We start from the raw sequence: 16,404 nt of genomic DNA, 5'->3' as shown, positions 1-16,404 counted from the left end.
ACAGGGGAGGGAAGAATGGCGGAGCTGCGTCGCCTGCGAGATCGCGCCGGCCACACCGCCGAGGAGGTGGCCAAGATCCTCGGCTGGCACCGCACCAAGGTCATCCGCTTGGAGCAGGGGCAGTCCCGGGTGATGCCGAAGGACATGCCGCCGCTCCTTCACCTCTACGAGGCCACCGAGTCCGAGCGGGAATCACTGGCCGCGCTGCACCGCCAGTCCCGGCTGAAGGGCTGGTGGAGCGCGTACGGCGACGTGCTGCCGGACGACTACGTCGGCTTCGAGGCGGAGGCCACGTCGATCAGCTCGTTCGAGAGCCTCTACGTGCCCGGCCTGTTGCAGACCGAGGAGTACGTCCGCGCCATCGTCCGGGCCGGTCGCGGCACCGCCGACCAGGACGAGACGGATCGCGTGGTGGCGGCGCGGCTGGGTCCGCCTCTGTGAGCAGGTGCAGCCGGATCCCGACGAGCTGGCGGGCCGGCTTGCCGAGATTGTCGCGGCGGCCGAGGTCGACTCCTGTCTCGACGAGCCGTGGGACTACCTCGCCGTGCTCGGTCGCCAGCGGGTCAAGGCCCTGCTCCGTCGTCACTGACCGGCCGACGCGGTCCGTGCTCCGGGGTCGAACCAACTGGCCCGGTTCTCCGTCGTTCACCTCAGCGGCCCCGGACGACGAGCGGTAAACCGGACGAGCAGGTGTTCCGGGGGTCACCCCGTGGAATCCCGGTCGGGGTCGCAGCCGTTAGAGTCGTCGACTGACCATGCGCGGCCGACCGGCCGCGGCGCCACGGCTTGGGGGTACATCGGGTGAGCGAGGCGCGGACGGCGGAGGGCCTGGTGCCGACCGGCACGGAGACAGCGGTGGGGCGGCCGGCGCCGACCGAGGCGGAGACGTCCCTTGTGGTGGTGACCGGCCTCTCCGGGGGCGGGCGCAGCACGGTGGCGCGGGCGTTGGAGAACGTCGGCTACTACGTGGTCGACAACCTGCCCCAGGCGCTGCTGCTGGACATGGCCGAGCTGGCGTTCAAGGCCGGCGGCGCGGCCCGGCGTACGGCGATGGTGTTGGACGTGCGCTCGCGCGCGTTCTCCACGGACCTGGCCGGCGCGATCCGGGAGTTGCGCGAGCGCGGCTTCTCCCCCCGGGTGGTCTTCGTCGACGCCGACGACGAGGTGCTGATCCGCCGGTTCGAGAGCGTGCGCCGCTCGCACCCGTTGCAGGGCGACGGCCGGCTGGCCGACGGCATCGCGGTGGAGCGGGCGCTGCTGGAGGAGGCCCGCGACCAGGCCGACGTGATCATCGACACCAGCCACCTGAACGTCAACCAGCTCCGCCGCCGGGTCGAGGAGCTGTTCGGCGGCGAGGACGCCCGCCGGCTGCGGATCACCGTGCTCTCGTTCGGCTTCAAGTACGGCCTCCCGCCGGACGCCGACTTCGTGATGGACGCCCGCTTCCTGCCCAACCCGTACTGGGTGCCGGAGCTGCGTGAGCACACCGGCCGGGAGGAGGCGGTCAGCGCGTACGTGCTGGGGCAGGAGGGCGCGGACGCGTTCGTCGCCGGCTACGCCGACCTGGTCAACGCCACCACGGCCGGTTTCGAGCGGGAGGGCAAGCGCTACCTGACGGTGGCCGTGGGCTGCACCGGCGGCAAGCACCGCAGCGTGGCGATCGCCGAGGAGCTGGCCGTGCGGCTGCGCGCGTCCGGCATCGCCGCCAACGCGCAGCACCGGGACCTGGGGCGGGAATGACCCCGACCAGGGTGGTCGCGTTCGGCGGCGGGCACGGGTTGTCCGCGTCGCTGCGGGCGCTGCGGCACTGCGTACCCGGACTGGACCTGGACATCACCGCGGTGGTCACGGTCGGCGACGACGGCGGCTCCAGCGGCCGGCTGCGCGCCGAGCGCGGCGGCCTGCCCCCGGGTGACCTGCGGCAGGCGCTCGTGGCGCTCTCCGGTGACCATCCCGCGACCCGGCGCAGCGCGGCGTTGTTCCAGCACCGTTTCGCCGCCGCCACGCCCGCGCCGGCGCTGGGCGCGCCGCCCGCCGCGGTGGGTGACCCGCTCGCCGGCCACGCGGTCGGCAACCTGCTGCTGCACGGGCTGACCGAGCTGCTCGGCGATCCGGTGGCCGCGCTGGACCACGCCGGGGCGATGCTCGGCGCGGTCGGCCGGGTGCTGCCGATGTCCCGCCAGCCGGTGGGCATCGAGGCCCGGGTCCGCGGCGTCGACCCGGAGCACCCGGACGAGGTACGCACGGTGCGCGGCCAGCACCAGGTGGCGGTGACGACCGGCGTGGTGGAGTCGCTGCGGCTGACCCCGGCCGCGCCGGCCGCGTGCGCCGAGGCGGTGACCGCGGTACGCGCCGCCGACTGGTTGATCTTCGGGCCGGGGAGCTGGTACACCAGCGTGCTGCCGCACCTGCTGGTGCCGGGCCTGGCCGACGCGATCGTGTCCAGCCCGGCGCGGCGGCTGGTGACCTTGAACCTGGTGGCCGAGAAGGAGACCTCCGGGCTCTCCCTGCCCGACCATCTGGACACCCTGCGGCGCTATCTGCCCGAGCTGAAGGTGGACATGGTGCTCGCCGACTCCACGGCGGTGGGTGATCCCGTGGCGGTCGAACGTGCGGCAGAATCGCTGGGTGCCCGGCTGGTCCTCGCTCCCGTCGCCGTCGTCGACGGCACGCCCCGTCATGATCCGGCCGCCCTGGGCGCCGCACTGGTGCCGGTCCTGGGCGCCGATCGTTAGACACGTACGTAATCACCGGCGACACGCCGGAACCGGTCCGTGAGGGGGCGCTGGAATGGCGATGACGGCTGCGGTCAAGGACGAGCTGAGTCGGGTCGACGTGCCCAAGCCCTGCTGCCGCCGGGCGGAGATGGCCGCCCTGCTGCGCTTCGCCGGCGGCCTGCACATCGTGTCGGGGCGCGTGGTGGTGGAGGCGGAGCTGGACACCGGCGCGGTGGCCCGCCGGCTGCGGCGGGAGATCGCCGAGGTCTACGGCTACCCGAGTGAGATCCACGTGCTCGCCTCGGGCGGCCTGCGCAAGGGCAGCCACTTCATCGTGCGGGTGGTGAAGGACGGCGAGTCGCTGGCCCGGCAGACCGGCCTGCTGGACGTGCGGGGTCGCCCGGTGCGGGGGCTGCCGCCGCACGTGGTGGCCGCCAACGTCTGCTGCGCGGTCTCCGCCTGGCGCGGCGCGTTCATGGCGCACGGCTCGCTGACCGAGCCGGGCCGCTCCAGCGCTTTGGAGATCACCTGCCCGGGGCCGGAGTCGGCGCTCGCGCTTGTCGGCGCCGCCCGCCGGCTCGGCATCACCGCCAAGAACCGCGAGGTGCGTGGCGTGGACCGGGTGGTGGTGAAGGACGGCGACGCGATCGCCGCGCTGCTCACCCGCATCGGCGCGCACTCCAGCGTGCTGGCCTGGGAGGAGCGCCGGGTACGCCGGGAGGTGCGCGCCACCGCCAACCGGCTGGCCAACTTCGACGACGCGAACCTGCGTCGCTCGGCGCGCGCGGCGGTGGCCGCCGCCGCCCGGGTGACCCGGGCGCTGGAGATCCTCGCCGACGACGCGCCCAACCACCTGACCTCGGCCGGCCGGCTGCGGCTGGAGCACCGCCAGGCGTCGCTGGAGGAGCTGGGCGCGCTCGCCGAGCCGCCGTTGACCAAGGACGCCATCGCCGGCCGGATCCGCCGGCTGCTCGCGCTCGCCGACAAGCGGGCCCGTGACCTCGGCATCCCGGATACGGAAGCGGCCGTCACGCCGGACATGCTCGTGGTCTGATAGGACGGAGGGGGCGGCGTCACGCGTTCGGGATCACCACCCGGCGCAACGCGCCGCCACGCGCTCGGATAGGGTCGCTGCGTACGGCAAGGGGGCCGGCACAGGCACTCCTCGCCGCACTCACCGCCTCGGGCGGTCAGGTCTGGTACGGACCGCGGCGGGGTGGCCGAGATGACATCGTCAACGGCCGGCTCCAACGGTCGGCGCACACACCTCCGCCGGCTGTGGTCTGACGCCGGCGGACCAGAACGCGAGGAGATGGGACCTGTGACCATCCGGGTTGGCATCAACGGCTTCGGCCGGATCGGCCGTAACTTCTTCCGGGCAGTGCTGGCGTCCGGCGCCGACATCGAAATCGTCGCGGTCAACGACCTGACCGACAACGCGACGCTCGCCCACCTTGTCAAGTACGACAGCATCCTGGGTCGCCTCCCGCACGAGGTGAAGGCCAGCGCCGACGAGATCACCGTGGGCGGCAAGGCCATCAAGGTGTTCGAGGAGAAGGACCCCGGCAAGCTGCCCTGGGGCGACCTCGGCGTCGACGTCGTCATCGAGTCCACCGGGTTCTTCACCGACGCCACCAAGGCGAAGGCGCACATCGACGGCGGGGCCAAGAAGGTCATCATCTCCGCGCCGGCGAAGAACGAGGACGTCACCGTGGTCATGGGCGTCAACCAGGACCAGTACGACCCGGCCAAGCACAACATCATCTCGAACGCGTCCTGCACCACCAACTGCCTCGCCCCGATGGCGAAGGTCCTCCAGGACACGTTCGGCATCACCAAGGGTCTGATGACCACCATCCACGCGTACACGCAGGACCAGAACCTGCAGGACGCGCCGCACAAGGACCTGCGCCGGGCCCGGGCCGCCGCGCTGAACATCGTGCCGACCTCGACCGGCGCCGCGAAGGCCATCGGCCTGGTGCTGCCGGAGCTGAAGGGCAAGCTCGACGGTTACGCGCTGCGGGTGCCGATCCCGACCGGTTCGGCCACCGACCTGACCGTCGAGGTCGGCCGGGAGACCACCGTGGACGAGGTCAACGCCGCGATCAAGGCCGCCGCGGAGGGCCCGCTCAAGGGCGTCCTGGTCTACAACGAGGACCCGATCGTCTCCGCCGACATCGTCACCGACCCGGCGTCGTGCATCTTCGACGCGCCGCTGACCAAGGTGATCGGCAACCAGGTCAAGGTCGTCGGCTGGTACGACAACGAGTGGGGCTACTCCAACCGCCTCGTCGACCTGGTCAAGCTGGTGGGTTCCTCGCTGTGACGATTCGTAACCTCGACGACCTGCTCGCCGAGGGGGTGTCGGGTCGGCGCGTGCTGGTGCGCGCCGACCTGAACGTCCCGCTCGACAAGCAGACCGGTGACATCACGGACGACGGGCGCATCCGCGCCGTGCTGCCGACGCTGAGCGCGTTGGTGCAGGCCGGCGCGAAGGTGGTCGTCTGCTCGCACCTGGGCCGTCCGAAGGGCACGCCGGACCCGCAGTTCAGCCTCCGCCCGGTCGCCGGGCGGCTCGGTGAGCTGCTCGGCGCCCCGGTCCACTTCGCCGAGGACACCGTCGGCGACTCGGCACAGTCGACCGTGGCCGGCCTGGCCGACGGTCAGGTCGCGCTGCTGGAGAACCTGCGGTTCAACAAGGGCGAGACCAGCAAGGACGAGGCCGAGCGGGGCGCGTTCGCCGACCAGCTCGCGGCGCTCGGTGACGCGTACGTCGACGACGCGTTCGGCGCGGTGCACCGCAAGCACGCCAGCGTGCACGACGTGCCGGTCCGGCTGCCCCACGTGGCCGGCCGCCTGGTGCTGCGCGAGGTGGAGGTGCTCAGCAAGCTGACCGGCACGCCCGAGCGGCCGTACGTGGTGGTGCTGGGCGGCTCGAAGGTCTCCGACAAGCTGGCCGTGATCGAGGCGCTGCTGCCCACCGTCGACCGGCTGCTCATCGGCGGCGGGATGTGCTTCACGTTCCTCAAGGCCCAGGGCCACGAGGTGGGCACGTCGCTGCTGGAGGAGGAGATGGTCGAGACCTGCCGGAACCTCCTGGAGCGCTCCGCCGGCAAGATCATGCTCCCGGTCGACGTGGTGGCCGCGGACGCCTTCGCCCCGGACGCCGCGCACGACACCGTGCCGGCCGACGGCATCCCCAGCCACCGGCTGGGGCTGGACATCGGCCCGGAGACGGTGGCCGGCTTCGCCGCCGCGCTGTCCCAGGCGAAGACGATCTTCTGGAACGGCCCGATGGGCGTGTTCGAGATGGCGGCGTTCGCCAACGGCACCCGCGGGGTGGCCGAGGCGATCACCAAGACGGATGCGTTCAGCGTGGTGGGCGGCGGTGACTCCGCCGCGGCGGTGCGCGCCCTGGGTCTGGACGAGTCCTCGTTCGGGCACATCTCCACCGGTGGCGGCGCCTCCCTGGAATACCTGGAGGGCAAGACCCTCCCCGGCATCGCGGCTCTGGAGAACTGAATGGCGAGCACCACCCGCCGGCCGCTGATGGCCGGCAACTGGAAGATGAACCTCAACCACCTCGAGGCGAACCTGCTGGTGCAGAAGCTGGCCGCGAGCCTGACCGAGAAGCAGCTCACCGACGTCGAGTGCGTGGTGCTGCCGCCCTTCACCGACCTGCGCACGGTGCAGACCGCGGTGGACGGCGACAAGCTGCTGATCGGCTACGGCGCGCAGGACCTGTCGCCGTTCCCGTCCGGGGCGTACACCGGTGACATCGCCGGGCCGATGCTGTCGAAGCTGGGCTGCGGGTACGTGGTGGTCGGCCACTCCGAGCGGCGGCAGTACCACGGCGAGGACGACGCGCTTGTCAACGCGAAGGTGGCGGCGGCGCTGGCGAACGGGCTCACGCCGATCCTCTGCATCGGTGAGGGCCTGGCGGTCCGCGAGCAGTCGGGGCAGGTGGCGCACTGCTGCGACCAGCTCGACGGCGCGCTCAAGGGCCTCACCGCCGAGCAGGTCACCCAGGTCGTCGTCGCGTACGAGCCGGTCTGGGCGATCGGCACCGGCAAGACGGCGACGCCGGAGGACGCGCAGGAGGTCTGCGGCGAGGTGCGCAAGCGGCTCGTGGAGACCTACGACGAGACCACCGCCCAGCAGGTCCGGATCCTCTACGGCGGGTCGGTCAAGTCGTCGAACGTCGCCGCGATCATGGCCCAGCCGGACGTGGACGGGGCTCTGGTCGGGGGCGCCAGCCTCGACGCGGAGGAGTTCGCGCGGATCTGTCGGTTCCCGGAGCACACGGCCCGCTGATCGCTCGCTATCCTTGACGCTGCCCGTCCACCGGTCGGTGCCGCAGTGCCCGACAGGTCCGGGCAGTGATCGCAACGAGAGGACTGACCCCCGCCATGCCGATCTGGTTCGCCTACACGATGATCACCTTGCTGGTCATCACCAGCGTGCTGCTCACCCTGCTGATCCTCCTGCACCGCGGTAAGGGCGGCGGCTTGTCGAGCATGTTCGGCGGCGGCGTCAGCTCCAGCCTGGCCGGTTCCTCCGTGGCCGAGAAGAACCTCGACCGCTACACCGTTCTGGTGGGGATCGTCTGGTTCGCGTGCATCGTCGGGCTCGGCCTCTGGCTGCGCCTCCAGATGGCCAGCGGCACCTGAGCGAGCGCGTCTACGCGTACAATCTGCGCGCGGTCCGTCACGGACCGCGCGCAGTTTTGTTCCGCCGCCCGTCGCCCGCCGCCGACCCCTTCCGGCGGCGGCCCCTTCGACGACAGGGAGCGCGCAACGTGCCCAGCAACAACGTCATCCGCGGCACCCGGATCGGGTCCGCCCCTGAGCGTTTCGACCAGCGGGCCGAGCCGGCGCCGCGCCGGCCGGTCGTCTACTGGTGCCGCCACGAGCACCGGGTCGAGTTCCTGATCGCCGCCGAGGCGGAGACCCCGGCGTCGTGGGACTGCCCCCGCTGCGGCGAGCCCGCCGGCCCCGACCCGGGCAACCCGCCGGGCCGCACCCGCGCCGAGCCGTACAAGACCCACCTGGCGTACGTGCAGGAGCGGCGTACCCCCGAGGAGGGCGAGGCGCTGCTGGCCGAGGCCCTGGCCGCCCTGCGCCACCGCCGAGGCCGCGCCTGACCCGAGGCGTCAAGAAGGGGCCCCTTCTCTACCGGAAACGTTAAGAAGGGGCCCCTCCTTACACCTCAGCGGAGGCTGCGGGAGCGGGGCGGGACGTTGGCGGCGGCGGCGCGGTCCAGCAGCCAGAGGGTGCGGGAGACGCCGTGCACGCCGGCCGCCGGCAGTTGCACCGACCCGGCCCCGGCCAGCGCCATGCCCACCGCCCTCGCCTTGTCCGTGCCGGCGGCGATCAGCCACACCTCCTCGGCCGTGTTGATCGTCGGCAGCGTCAGCGTGGTACGCACCGGCGGCGGCTTCGGGCTGCCGCGTACCGCGCTGACCGGGCGGCTGTCGTGGTGCACCGGGTGCTCCGGGAACACGGACGCCACATGCCCGTCCTCACCGACGCCGAGCATCAGCACGTCGAAGTGGGGGAGCGTGGCGTGCCCCGGCCGGGCGGCGGCGGCCAGCTCACGCGCGTACCCGGCGGCGGCCGCCTCCGGGTCGTCGCCGGCCGGCCCGTCCGACGCCGGCATCGGGTGCACCCGGGCCGGGTCCAGCGGCACCGCGTCCAGCAGCGCCGCCCGGGCCTGGGTCTCGTTGCGTTCCGGGTCGCCGGCCGGCAGGAACCGCTCGTCACCCCACCAGACGTCGACCCGCGACCAGTCCACGGCGTCCCGCGCGGGGAGCTGGCCGACCGCCCGGTACACCGCCGCGGCGATCCGCCCGCCGGTCAGCACCACCGATGCCTGACCGCGCTCGGCCTGCGCGTCGAGCAGCTTCACCACCAGCCGGGCCGCCACCGCCTGCGCCAGCAGGTCGGGGTCGGCGTGTACGGCGACACTCGCCTCAGTCATCCGTCGTGCCCTCGTGTCTCTGTGTGTCCGGTCGCCCGGTCCGGGCGGTCACTCGTTGGCGGTCGCGCCCGCGTGCGCGGTCACGCCCGCCTCGGCCCGCTGGGCGGTCGCCGGATCCTTCCACACGTGCACCCGCTGGACCGCCCGCTGGTCCAGCCCGGTCAACCCGGCCGTCGCACCGAGCGCCTCGGCGTACACCTGGTCGGCGTCGAGCCGGCGCAACTCCTCGGCGAGCTCGTCGCCGAGTGGCCGCCGGACCAGCGGCAGCGTCCGGTCCTCCTGCCCGGTACGCCGGAACCGGGCCACGCTGTCGTCCCGGGTGAGCGTCAGCTCGTCGCCGTTGGCGCAGCGCAGCTGCACCTCACGCATGCGCGGGAACTCCTCGGAGTGCTCCCACGCCGGCTCGATGCCGAGGCGTGCGGTCAGCCAGCCCCGCATCAGCGCCGCGGTCGGGTCGGTGCGCGGCGCCACCACCGTCGCCTCGGTGACCCGGGCCTGGGTGGTGTCGAACGCGCCGGCGACCAGCGTGCGCCACGGGGTGATCCGGGTCCAGGCCAGGTCGGTGTCGCCCGGCGCGTAGTCGCAGGCCCGCTGCCGCAGCGCGGCGATCGGGTCGGCGGCCTGCGCCGAGTCGGTGATCCGCCGGTCGGCCACCACGCCGAGGAAGTCGGTGGCGATCTCGTCCGGCGGTTCGCCGTGCCACCAGGTCACCACCGGCACGTCCGGCACCAGCAGCGGCATCACCACGGACTCGGCGTGCAGCGCGAGGCGGCCGTACATCCGGGTCACCACCGCCTCGCAGGGGCCGAGCCGGCCGCCCACCACGATCTCCGCGTCCAGCCGGTTGCGGTCCCGCTCGATGTCGGAGCGGACCACCACGAGCAGCCGGCAGGGGTGCGCGGCGGCGGCGATGGTGGCCGCCGCCTCGGCCTCCCGGACCCGCTTCTCGTCCACCACGACGATGAGCGTGAGCGCCATGCCGCTGGCCACCCCGCCCGCGCTGCGCCGCTCGGCGGCCAGCGCCTTGACCACCTCGTTGCCGGTGGTGTCCCACAGCCCGATCACTGGAGCCTCCTGGTTCGCTCGCTCTGCTCGCTCACGCTCTTCGCCAAGCTCTTCCCTCGGCGGCCAGCATCTCGTCGGCGGCCCGGGGACCCCACTCGCCGGCCCGGTACGGCTCCGGCGTGGTGCCCTCCCAGGCGTGCTCCAGCGGGTCCACCACCTGCCAGCTCTGCTCCACCTCGGCGGCGTCCGGGAACAGCGTCCGGTCGCCGATGAGCACGTCCAGCACCAGCCGCTCGTACGCCTCGGGGCTGGACTCGGTGAACGCCTCGCCGTACTGGAAGTCCATCGCGATGTCGCGGACCTCCATGGTGGTGCCCGGCACCTTGGAGCCGAACTTCAGCACCACGCCCTCGTCCGGCTGCACCCGGATGACGAGCTGGTTGGCGCCGAGGGACTCCATGTCGGCCGGGTTGAACGGCAGGTGTGGCGCCTTCTTGAACATGATGGCCACCTCGGTGACCCGCCGGGGCAGCCGCTTGCCGGCGCGGATGTAGAACGGCACGCCGGCCCAGCGCCGGTTCTGGATGGCCAGCTTCACCGCCACGTACGTCTCGGTGGTGGAGTCCTCCGGGACGTCCTCCTCCTCCAGGTAGCCCTTGGCGCGCTCGCCGCCCACCCAGCCGGGCAGGTACTGCCCGCGCACGGTGTCCCGGGCGACGTCCCGGGGCACGGCGATGGCCTTGAGCACCTTCAGCTTCTCGGCCCGGATCTCGTCGGCGTCGAAGCTGGTCGGCTCCTCCATGGCGACCAGGGCGAGCAGTTGGAGCAGGTGGTTCTGGAGCACGTCGCGGGCGGTGCCGACCGAGTCGTAGAACGCGGCCCGGGTGCCGATGCCGACGTCCTCGGCCATGGTGATCTGCACCGAGTCGACGTACTTGGAGTTCCACAGCGGCTCGAACAGGTTGTTGGCGAACCGCAGCGCCAGGATGTTCTGGACCGTCTCCTTGCCCAGGTAGTGGTCGATCCGGAAGACGTCCTGGCGGGTGAAGACGTCGTCGACCAGGTCGTTGAGCGCCTTGGCCGAGGGCAGGTCGTTGCCGAACGGCTTCTCCACCACCACCCGCCGCCAGCCGCCGGACTTCTCGTTGTCGGCCATGCCGGTGCGGGCGAGCTGCTTGAGCACCACCGGGAAGGCGGCCGGCGGGATGGAGAAGTAGAACGCGGCGTTGCCGTGGATGCCGTGCGTGTCGCGCAGCTCGTCCAGCGTGGTGGCGAGATGGTCGAACGCGGCGTCGTCGTCGAACGAGCCGCCGACGAACTTGATGTTGCCGACCAGCCGGGCCCAGACCTCCTCGCGCCACGGGGTGCGGGCGTGCTTCTTGGCCGCGTCGTGGGCCAGCGACTCGAAGTCGCCGTCGCCCCAGTCGCGCCGGGCGAAGCCCAGCACCACGAAACCGGGCGGCAGGAGCCCCCGGTTGGCCAGGTCGTAGACCGCCGGCAACAGCTTCTTGCGGGCCAGGTCCCCGGTGACCCCGAAGATCACCAGGGCGCACGGCTCGGGGATCCGCGGCAGCCGCCGGTCCTGGGGGTCGCGCAGCGGGTTCACCGGGCCACCTCCTCCTGCATCTCGGTCCACTGATTCCAGGTCATTGATCGTCACGTACGTGTCCGTCCGGCCGTATCCAGCAGCTGGGCGACGCCGGCCGCCCGCTCGGTCAGGTGTAGTCGCAGCACCGGTCGCTCCCGGCCGGTCAGGGCCCGCCGGTCGCCGGCGGCCTGGGCCGCCTGGAGTTCCGCGAAGGTGTACGGGCGACCCGGCACCTCCAGATCATCGGTGACCGCACCGGTGATCTGGAGGTGCCGGGCGCGCCCGTCGGGGTGGCCCGGATGGCGGGGGCCCCACCCGAACGTCACCGGCCGCCCGGTGACGCGGGCCAGCAGCGGGCGCAGCCCGGCCACCGCCGCGTCGACCCGCCGGTCGAGGTACGCGGTCACCGCGAGGTGCTCGTCGGGGGCCAGCCCGTCGGTCAGCCAGCGCAGCGCGCCGGCCAGGTCGCCGGGGGCGCCGGCCGGGGCGTACACCTCGACCGCGCCGTCGACCGACGACGGTGGTCCGTCCGCCGGCGCGGGCACGTCGTCGTCGACGCCCACCGGCTCCGCGAACGGGTCGACCCGCAGCGCCACCGCGGCGGTCGCGGCAGCGTACTCCCAGGTGAGGAACTGGGCGCCGAGCGGCCCGTTGACCGCCACGTCGGCGGCCACCCCGGGCCCCACGCCCGCGCCGAGCGCGCCGCCCAGGGCGATCGTCAGCACGCCCGGACCCCCGACGCCGGGCGCGTCCGGGTACTCCGCCGGGACCGGCAGCAACCGCCCGCCGGTCGCGGCGGCGAGCAGCGCGCCGGCCCAGTGGCGCAACCCGTCGAGGCCGGTGCCGTCGGGCACCAGCGCCACGGTGGTCCGACCGTGCTCCGCCGCCCCGGCCAGCGCCGCGCCGAGCGCGAGACCGGGATTGTCCCGCTCCCGGTCGAGCGCGCCGGCCAGCGCCGCCGCCTCGTCCAGCAACTCGGTCACCGGCGCGCCGGCGAGCGCGGCCGGGACCAGGCCGACCGCGGCGAGCGCGGACCAGGGCCCGTCCACCTGCGGGTCGGCCGGGATCAGCACCGCGCCCAGCTCGTCGGCGAGCGCCTCCAGCGTCGACCCGGGCGGGGTGACCACCACCAGGTGCCGGGCCGCCTCCGGCCCGGCGTCGTGCCAGGACTGCCGGAACGCCCGCAGGTGGGCGTCGGTGGTCCGGTCCAGGTCACGGCCGGCGAGCACCAGCACGGTACGCGCCGGCCGGTCGGCCAGCGCCGCCCGGACCGGCCCCGGATCGGCCGTGTCGAGCACGGTCAGCGGCCGACCCAGGCAGTCGGCGATCACTCCGGCGGCCGACGTGACGCCGCCGGGGCCGGCGAGCACCACGTGGTCCAGGTCGCCCAGCTCGGCGGTCAGCTCGGCGAGCTGGGGGAGCAGCTCCCGGCTGCGGCAGTGGGTGTCCAGCCAGCCCAGCCGGGTGCGGGCCGTCGCCTCGGCCCCCCAGAGCGTCGGGTCCTGGGCGGCCAGCCGCGCGGGGACGTCGCGGGCGACCAGCGCGGCGCGGGCGGACGGGTCCACCGCGTCCGCGCCGTGCACGGCCAGGCCGGCGGCGGCGTCCGCCGGCCCGGCGAGCAGGTCGTCCACCTGATCACCTCACCCGTTCCACGGTACGGCGGGACGCGTCCCGGGGCCGGGCCCCGGGACGCGTCGGACGCCGTCTGTCACGCGTTCCCGCCGGCCTGCTGGGCGTTGCGCGCGTTGCCCTCGGCGGCCCGGTGCGGGCTGCCGGCGCCCTTGGCCGCCTCGGCGAGGGACTTCTTGACGCCCTCCAGCAGCTCCAGCCAGCTCGCCTCGAACTTCTCCACGCCCTCCTTCTCCAGCGTGGCGATCACGTCGGCCAGGTCCACGCCGACGGACTCCAGGTCGGCGAAGACCTGCCGCGCGTCGTCGTACGCGCCGGTGATCGTGTCCGCCTGGGTCTCGCCGTGGTCGGCGTAGGCGTGCACGACCGGCTCCGGCATGGTGTTGACCGTGCCGGGGGCGATCAGCTCCTCGACGTAGATGACGTCCCGGTAGTCCGGGTTCTTCGTCGAGGTGGAGGCCCACAGCGGGCGCTGCGGGTGGGCGCCCGCGTCGGCCAGCTTCTGCCAACGCGCGGAGGAGAACACCTCGGCGTACCGCTCGTACGCCAGCCGGGCGTTGGCCACCGCGGCCTTGCCGCGCAGCGACTTGGCCTGGTCGGAGCCGATCTTCTCCAGCCGCTTGTCGACCTCGCTGTCGACCCGGGAGACGAAGAACGAGGCGACCGAGCCGATCTTCGACAGGTCGTGCCCGTTGGCCTGCGCCTGCTCCAGGCCGGCCAGGAACGCGTCCATGACCTGCGAGTAGCGGTCCAGCCCGAAGATCAGCGTGACGTTCACGCTGATCCCCTCCGCCAGCGTCTTCGTGATCGCCGGCAGGCCCTCCTCGGTCGCCGGGATCTTGATGAAGAGGTTCGGCCGGTCGACCAGCCACCACAGCGCCTTGGCCTCGGCCGCGGTCTTGTCCGCGTCGTGCGCCGAGCGCGGGTCCACCTCGATCGAGACCCGGCCGTCCACGCCGGCGCTCGCCTCGTACGACGGGCGCATCACGTCGCAGGCCCACCGCACGTCGTACGTGGTGAGCATGCGGACCGCCTCCTCGACGTCCACGTCGCGGGTGGCGAGGTCACGGAGCTGCCAGTCGTACTCGTCGGCGTCGCTCAGTGCCTTGGCGAAGATCGTCGGGTTGGTGGTCACACCGGCCACGTGGCTCTCCCGGCGCAGCTTGTCCAGCCCGCCGGAGCTCAGTCGTACCCGGGAAAGATCGTCGAGCCAGATCGCCACCCCGGCGTTCTGGAGCTCGCTCAGCCTGTCCGTCATGCCGTCCACGCTCCCCTCAGTTGCCGGTCGTGAAACCGGTGATGTCGCCCACCCGGGTGAGCGCCGCGTGCGCGGCGGCCACGATCCGGTCGGGGGTGAACCCGAACTGCTCGAAGAGCACGGAGTGGGGCGCGCTGGCGCCGTAGTGCTCGATGCTCACGCTCTCGCCGCTGTCGCCGACGATCCCCCGCCAGGACATCGCGATGCCCGCCTCCACGCTCACCCGTGCCTTTACCCCGCGCGGCAGCACCGACTCCCGGTACGCCTCGTCCTGCTCGTAGAACCACTCCTGGCACGGCATCGACACGACCCGGGTGGGGGTGCCGTCGGCCTCCAGCCGCTCCCGGGCGGTGAGGCAGAGCTGCACCTCGGAGCCGGTGCCGACGAGGATCACCTGCGGCTTGCCGTTGGACGCCTCGGCCAGCACGTAGCCGCCCTTGGCGGTGCCCTCGGCGGAGCCGAACTCGGCGCGGTCGATCGTCGGCAGCGCCTGCCGGCTCAGCGCCAGCGCGGTCGGCCGGTCGGTGTGCTCCAGCGCCTGCCGCCACGCCCACGCGGTCTCGTTGGCGTCGGCCGGGCGGACGACGTCGAGGCCGGGGATGGCCCGCAGCGCGGACAGGTGCTCGATCGGCTGGTGCGTCGGGCCGTCCTCGCCGAGGCCGATCGAGTCGTGCGTCCAGACGTAGGTCACCGGCAGCTTCATCAGCGCGGCGAGCCGCACCGACGGGCGCATGTAGTCGCTGAAGACCAGGAACGTGCCGCCGTAGGGGCGGGTGCCGCCGTGCAGCGCGATGCCGTTGAGGATCGAGCCCATGCCGTGCTCACGGATGCCGAAGTGCAGCGTGCGGCCGTACTCGTCGCCCGGGAAGTCCTTGGTGGCGTGCCCGGCCGGGACGAACGACGGCTCGCCCTTCATGGTGGTGTTGTTGCTCTCGGCCAGGTCGGCCGAGCCGCCCCACAGCTCCGGCAGCACCGGGGCGAGCGCCTCCAGGACCTTGCCGGAGGCGGCCCGGGTGGCGACGCCCTTGGCGTCCGCCGGGAAGCTCGGCAACGCGTCGGTCCAGCCGGTCGGCAGCGTACGGGTGGCCATCCGCTCCCACAGCGCCTTGCGCTCCGGGTTCGCCTGCGCCCAGGCGTCGAACCGGGTGTCCCACTCGGCCTGCGCCTCGGCGCCGCGCTCCAGCACCTGGCGGGCGTGCTTGAGCACCTCCTCGTCGACCTGGAAGGTCTGCTGCGGGTCGAAGCCGAGGATCTCCTTGGTGGCCTTGACCTCGTCCGCGCCGAGCGCCGAGCCGTGGATCTTGCCGGTGTTCTGCTTGTTCGGCGCGGGCCAGCCGATGATGGTGCGCAGCGCGATGAACGAGGGCTTGCCGGTCTCCGCCTTGGCGGCCAGCAGCGCCTGGTAGAGCGCCTCCACGTCCTCGTGGTAGTCGCCCTGGTCGGCGTCGCCGGTGCGCCAGTCGACGGTCTGCACGTGCCAGCCGTACGCCTCGTAGCGGGCCGCCACGTCCTCGCTCTTGGCGATCCGGGTGTCGTCCTCGATCGAGATCTCGTTGTCGTCGTAGATCACGCAGAGGTTGCCGAGCTGCTGGTGGCCGGCGAGCGCGCTCACCTCGTGGGTGATGCCCTCCTCGATGTCGCCGTCGGAGGCGATGCACCAGATGTCGTGCCGGAACGGCGAGTCGGCGCGGTCCGGTTCGGGGTCGAACAGGCCCCGCTCGCGGCGGGCCGCCATGGCGAAGCCCACCGCGTTGCCGAGCCCCTGGCCCAGCGGCCCGGTGGTGGTCTCCACGCCCGGGGTGTGGCCGTGCTCCGGGTGGCCCGGGGTGAGCGAGCCCCACTGGCGCAGCGCCTTGAGGTCGTCCAGGGCCAGCGGGTAGCCGGAGAGGAAGAGCTGGATGTAGAGCGTCAGGCTGGAGTGCCCGGCGGACAGCACGAACCGGTCCCGACCGGGCCAGTTCGGGTCGGCCGGGTTGTGCCGCATGACGCGGTTGAAGAGCAGGTACGCCGCCGGGGCGAGGCTCATCGCCGTGCCCGGGTGGCCGTTGCCGGATTTCTCCACCGCGTCCATGGCCAGCACGCGGACCGTGTCGACGGCCCTGCGGTCGAGGTCGGACCAGTTGAGAGCGGGAAGCTCGGGTCGTTTCGCAGCCACGATGGTTGTGCTCCTCGGCAGATGGGCGGAACCCTCACTGATGACCCTATCGAGCGGTGCTAAACGTCCGCCC

The 16,404-nt window shown here is 73.0% G+C and carries 15 protein-coding genes and 1 pseudogene; 10 read left to right on the top strand and 6 right to left on the bottom strand.

Going from position 1 to position 16,404, the window contains the following annotated elements; all coding sequences use genetic code 11:
* Positions 1-15: 15 nt before the first annotated feature.
* The 10 genes and pseudogenes from OG767_RS22635 to OG767_RS22590 form a co-directional block, all read left to right on the top strand.
* A pseudogene (locus OG767_RS22635) lies at positions 16-426 on the top strand (Scr1 family TA system antitoxin-like transcriptional regulator); the annotation flags it as partial.
* A 19-nt stretch (positions 427-445) separates the two neighbouring features.
* Positions 446-589 carry a hypothetical protein gene (locus OG767_RS22630; RefSeq protein WP_405090401.1) on the top strand — a complete coding sequence of 48 codons (144 nt, stop codon included), beginning with the start codon at positions 446-448 and terminating at the stop codon, positions 587-589.
* 266 nt (positions 590-855) lie between these two features.
* Positions 856-1,740 (top strand): RNase adapter RapZ, encoded by an 885-nt coding sequence (gene rapZ, locus OG767_RS22625; RefSeq protein WP_396772084.1) that lies wholly within the window; start codon positions 856-858, stop codon positions 1,738-1,740.
* The gene (gene yvcK, locus OG767_RS22620) at positions 1,737-2,735 is read left to right on the top strand and encodes a uridine diphosphate-N-acetylglucosamine-binding protein YvcK (RefSeq protein WP_405090400.1); all 999 of its coding nucleotides are present in this window, start codon (positions 1,737-1,739) and stop codon (positions 2,733-2,735) included. The genes rapZ and yvcK overlap by 4 nt, the downstream gene beginning before the upstream one ends.
* A 55-nt stretch (positions 2,736-2,790) precedes the next feature.
* Entirely contained in the window at positions 2,791-3,771 is a 981-nt protein-coding gene (gene whiA, locus OG767_RS22615) for a DNA-binding protein WhiA (RefSeq protein WP_405090399.1), read from the top strand.
* Between the two features lie 267 nt (positions 3,772-4,038).
* Positions 4,039-5,043, top strand: a complete 1,005-nt coding sequence (gene gap / locus OG767_RS22610) for a type I glyceraldehyde-3-phosphate dehydrogenase (RefSeq protein ID WP_405090398.1) — start codon at positions 4,039-4,041, stop codon at positions 5,041-5,043.
* Complete coding sequence (locus OG767_RS22605) at positions 5,040-6,239, top strand: phosphoglycerate kinase (RefSeq protein ID WP_405090397.1); 1,200 nt, start codon at positions 5,040-5,042, stop codon at positions 6,237-6,239. The genes gap and OG767_RS22605 overlap by 4 nt, the downstream gene beginning before the upstream one ends.
* The gene (tpiA, locus tag OG767_RS22600) at positions 6,240-7,031 is read left to right on the top strand and encodes a triose-phosphate isomerase (RefSeq protein WP_405090396.1); all 792 of its coding nucleotides are present in this window, start codon (positions 6,240-6,242) and stop codon (positions 7,029-7,031) included.
* 95 nt (positions 7,032-7,126) lie between these two features.
* Positions 7,127-7,387, top strand: coding sequence for a preprotein translocase subunit SecG (gene secG, locus OG767_RS22595; RefSeq protein WP_091420428.1), 261 nt, complete (start codon positions 7,127-7,129; stop codon positions 7,385-7,387).
* A gap of 128 nt (positions 7,388-7,515) precedes the next feature.
* The gene (locus tag OG767_RS22590) at positions 7,516-7,860 is read left to right on the top strand and encodes an RNA polymerase-binding protein RbpA (protein WP_281936352.1); all 345 of its coding nucleotides are present in this window, start codon (positions 7,516-7,518) and stop codon (positions 7,858-7,860) included.
* A gap of 65 nt (positions 7,861-7,925) precedes the next feature.
* Here the strand turns inward: OG767_RS22590 and pgl are convergent, their stop codons facing one another.
* The 6 genes from pgl to tkt form a co-directional block, all read right to left on the bottom strand.
* Positions 7,926-8,696: a 6-phosphogluconolactonase gene (pgl, locus tag OG767_RS22585; protein ID WP_405090394.1), complete on the bottom strand. Its 771-nt coding sequence runs from the start codon at positions 8,694-8,696 to the stop codon at positions 7,926-7,928.
* A gap of 48 nt (positions 8,697-8,744) precedes the next feature.
* On the bottom strand, positions 8,745-9,761 hold the full coding sequence (locus OG767_RS22580) for a glucose-6-phosphate dehydrogenase assembly protein OpcA (RefSeq protein ID WP_405090393.1): 1,017 nt from the start codon (positions 9,759-9,761) through the stop codon (positions 8,745-8,747).
* Between the two features lie 31 nt (positions 9,762-9,792).
* On the bottom strand, positions 9,793-11,307 hold the full coding sequence (zwf, locus tag OG767_RS22575) for a glucose-6-phosphate dehydrogenase (RefSeq protein WP_396771707.1): 1,515 nt from the start codon (positions 11,305-11,307) through the stop codon (positions 9,793-9,795).
* Positions 11,308-11,357: 50 nt separating this feature from the next.
* Complete coding sequence (locus tag OG767_RS22570) at positions 11,358-12,920, bottom strand: glucose-6-phosphate isomerase (protein WP_405090392.1); 1,563 nt, start codon at positions 12,918-12,920, stop codon at positions 11,358-11,360.
* Between the two features lie 77 nt (positions 12,921-12,997).
* Positions 12,998-14,176: a transaldolase gene (gene tal, locus OG767_RS22565; protein WP_405090391.1), complete on the bottom strand. Its 1,179-nt coding sequence runs from the start codon at positions 14,174-14,176 to the stop codon at positions 12,998-13,000.
* 16 nt (positions 14,177-14,192) lie between these two features.
* Positions 14,193-16,331, bottom strand: a complete 2,139-nt coding sequence (gene tkt, locus OG767_RS22560) for a transketolase (protein WP_405090390.1) — start codon at positions 16,329-16,331, stop codon at positions 14,193-14,195.
* Positions 16,332-16,404: the final 73 nt, after the last annotated feature.

The sequence above is a fragment of the Micromonospora sp. NBC_01392 genome, from assembly GCF_045040125.1.
Classification (GTDB): Bacteria; Actinomycetota; Actinomycetes; order Mycobacteriales; family Micromonosporaceae; genus Micromonospora.
This window is presented reverse-complemented; position numbering and strand designations above follow the sequence as displayed.

Bases quoted from the DNA above. Each gene is read 5' to 3' on its own strand.
- yvcK (WP_405090400.1), top strand. From the start codon at position 1,737: ATGACCCCGACCAGGGTGGTCGCGTTCGGCGGCGGGCACGGGTTGTCC.
- whiA (WP_405090399.1), top strand. From the start codon at position 2,791: ATGGCGATGACGGCTGCGGTCAAGGACGAGCTGAGTCGGGTCGACGTG.
- tpiA (WP_405090396.1), top strand. From the start codon at position 6,240: ATGGCGAGCACCACCCGCCGGCCGCTGATGGCCGGCAACTGGAAGATG.
- secG (WP_091420428.1), top strand. From the start codon at position 7,127: ATGCCGATCTGGTTCGCCTACACGATGATCACCTTGCTGGTCATCACC.
- pgl (WP_405090394.1), bottom strand. From the start codon at position 8,696: ATGACTGAGGCGAGTGTCGCCGTACACGCCGACCCCGACCTGCTGGCG.
- tal (WP_405090391.1), bottom strand. From the start codon at position 14,176: ATGACGGACAGGCTGAGCGAGCTCCAGAACGCCGGGGTGGCGATCTGG.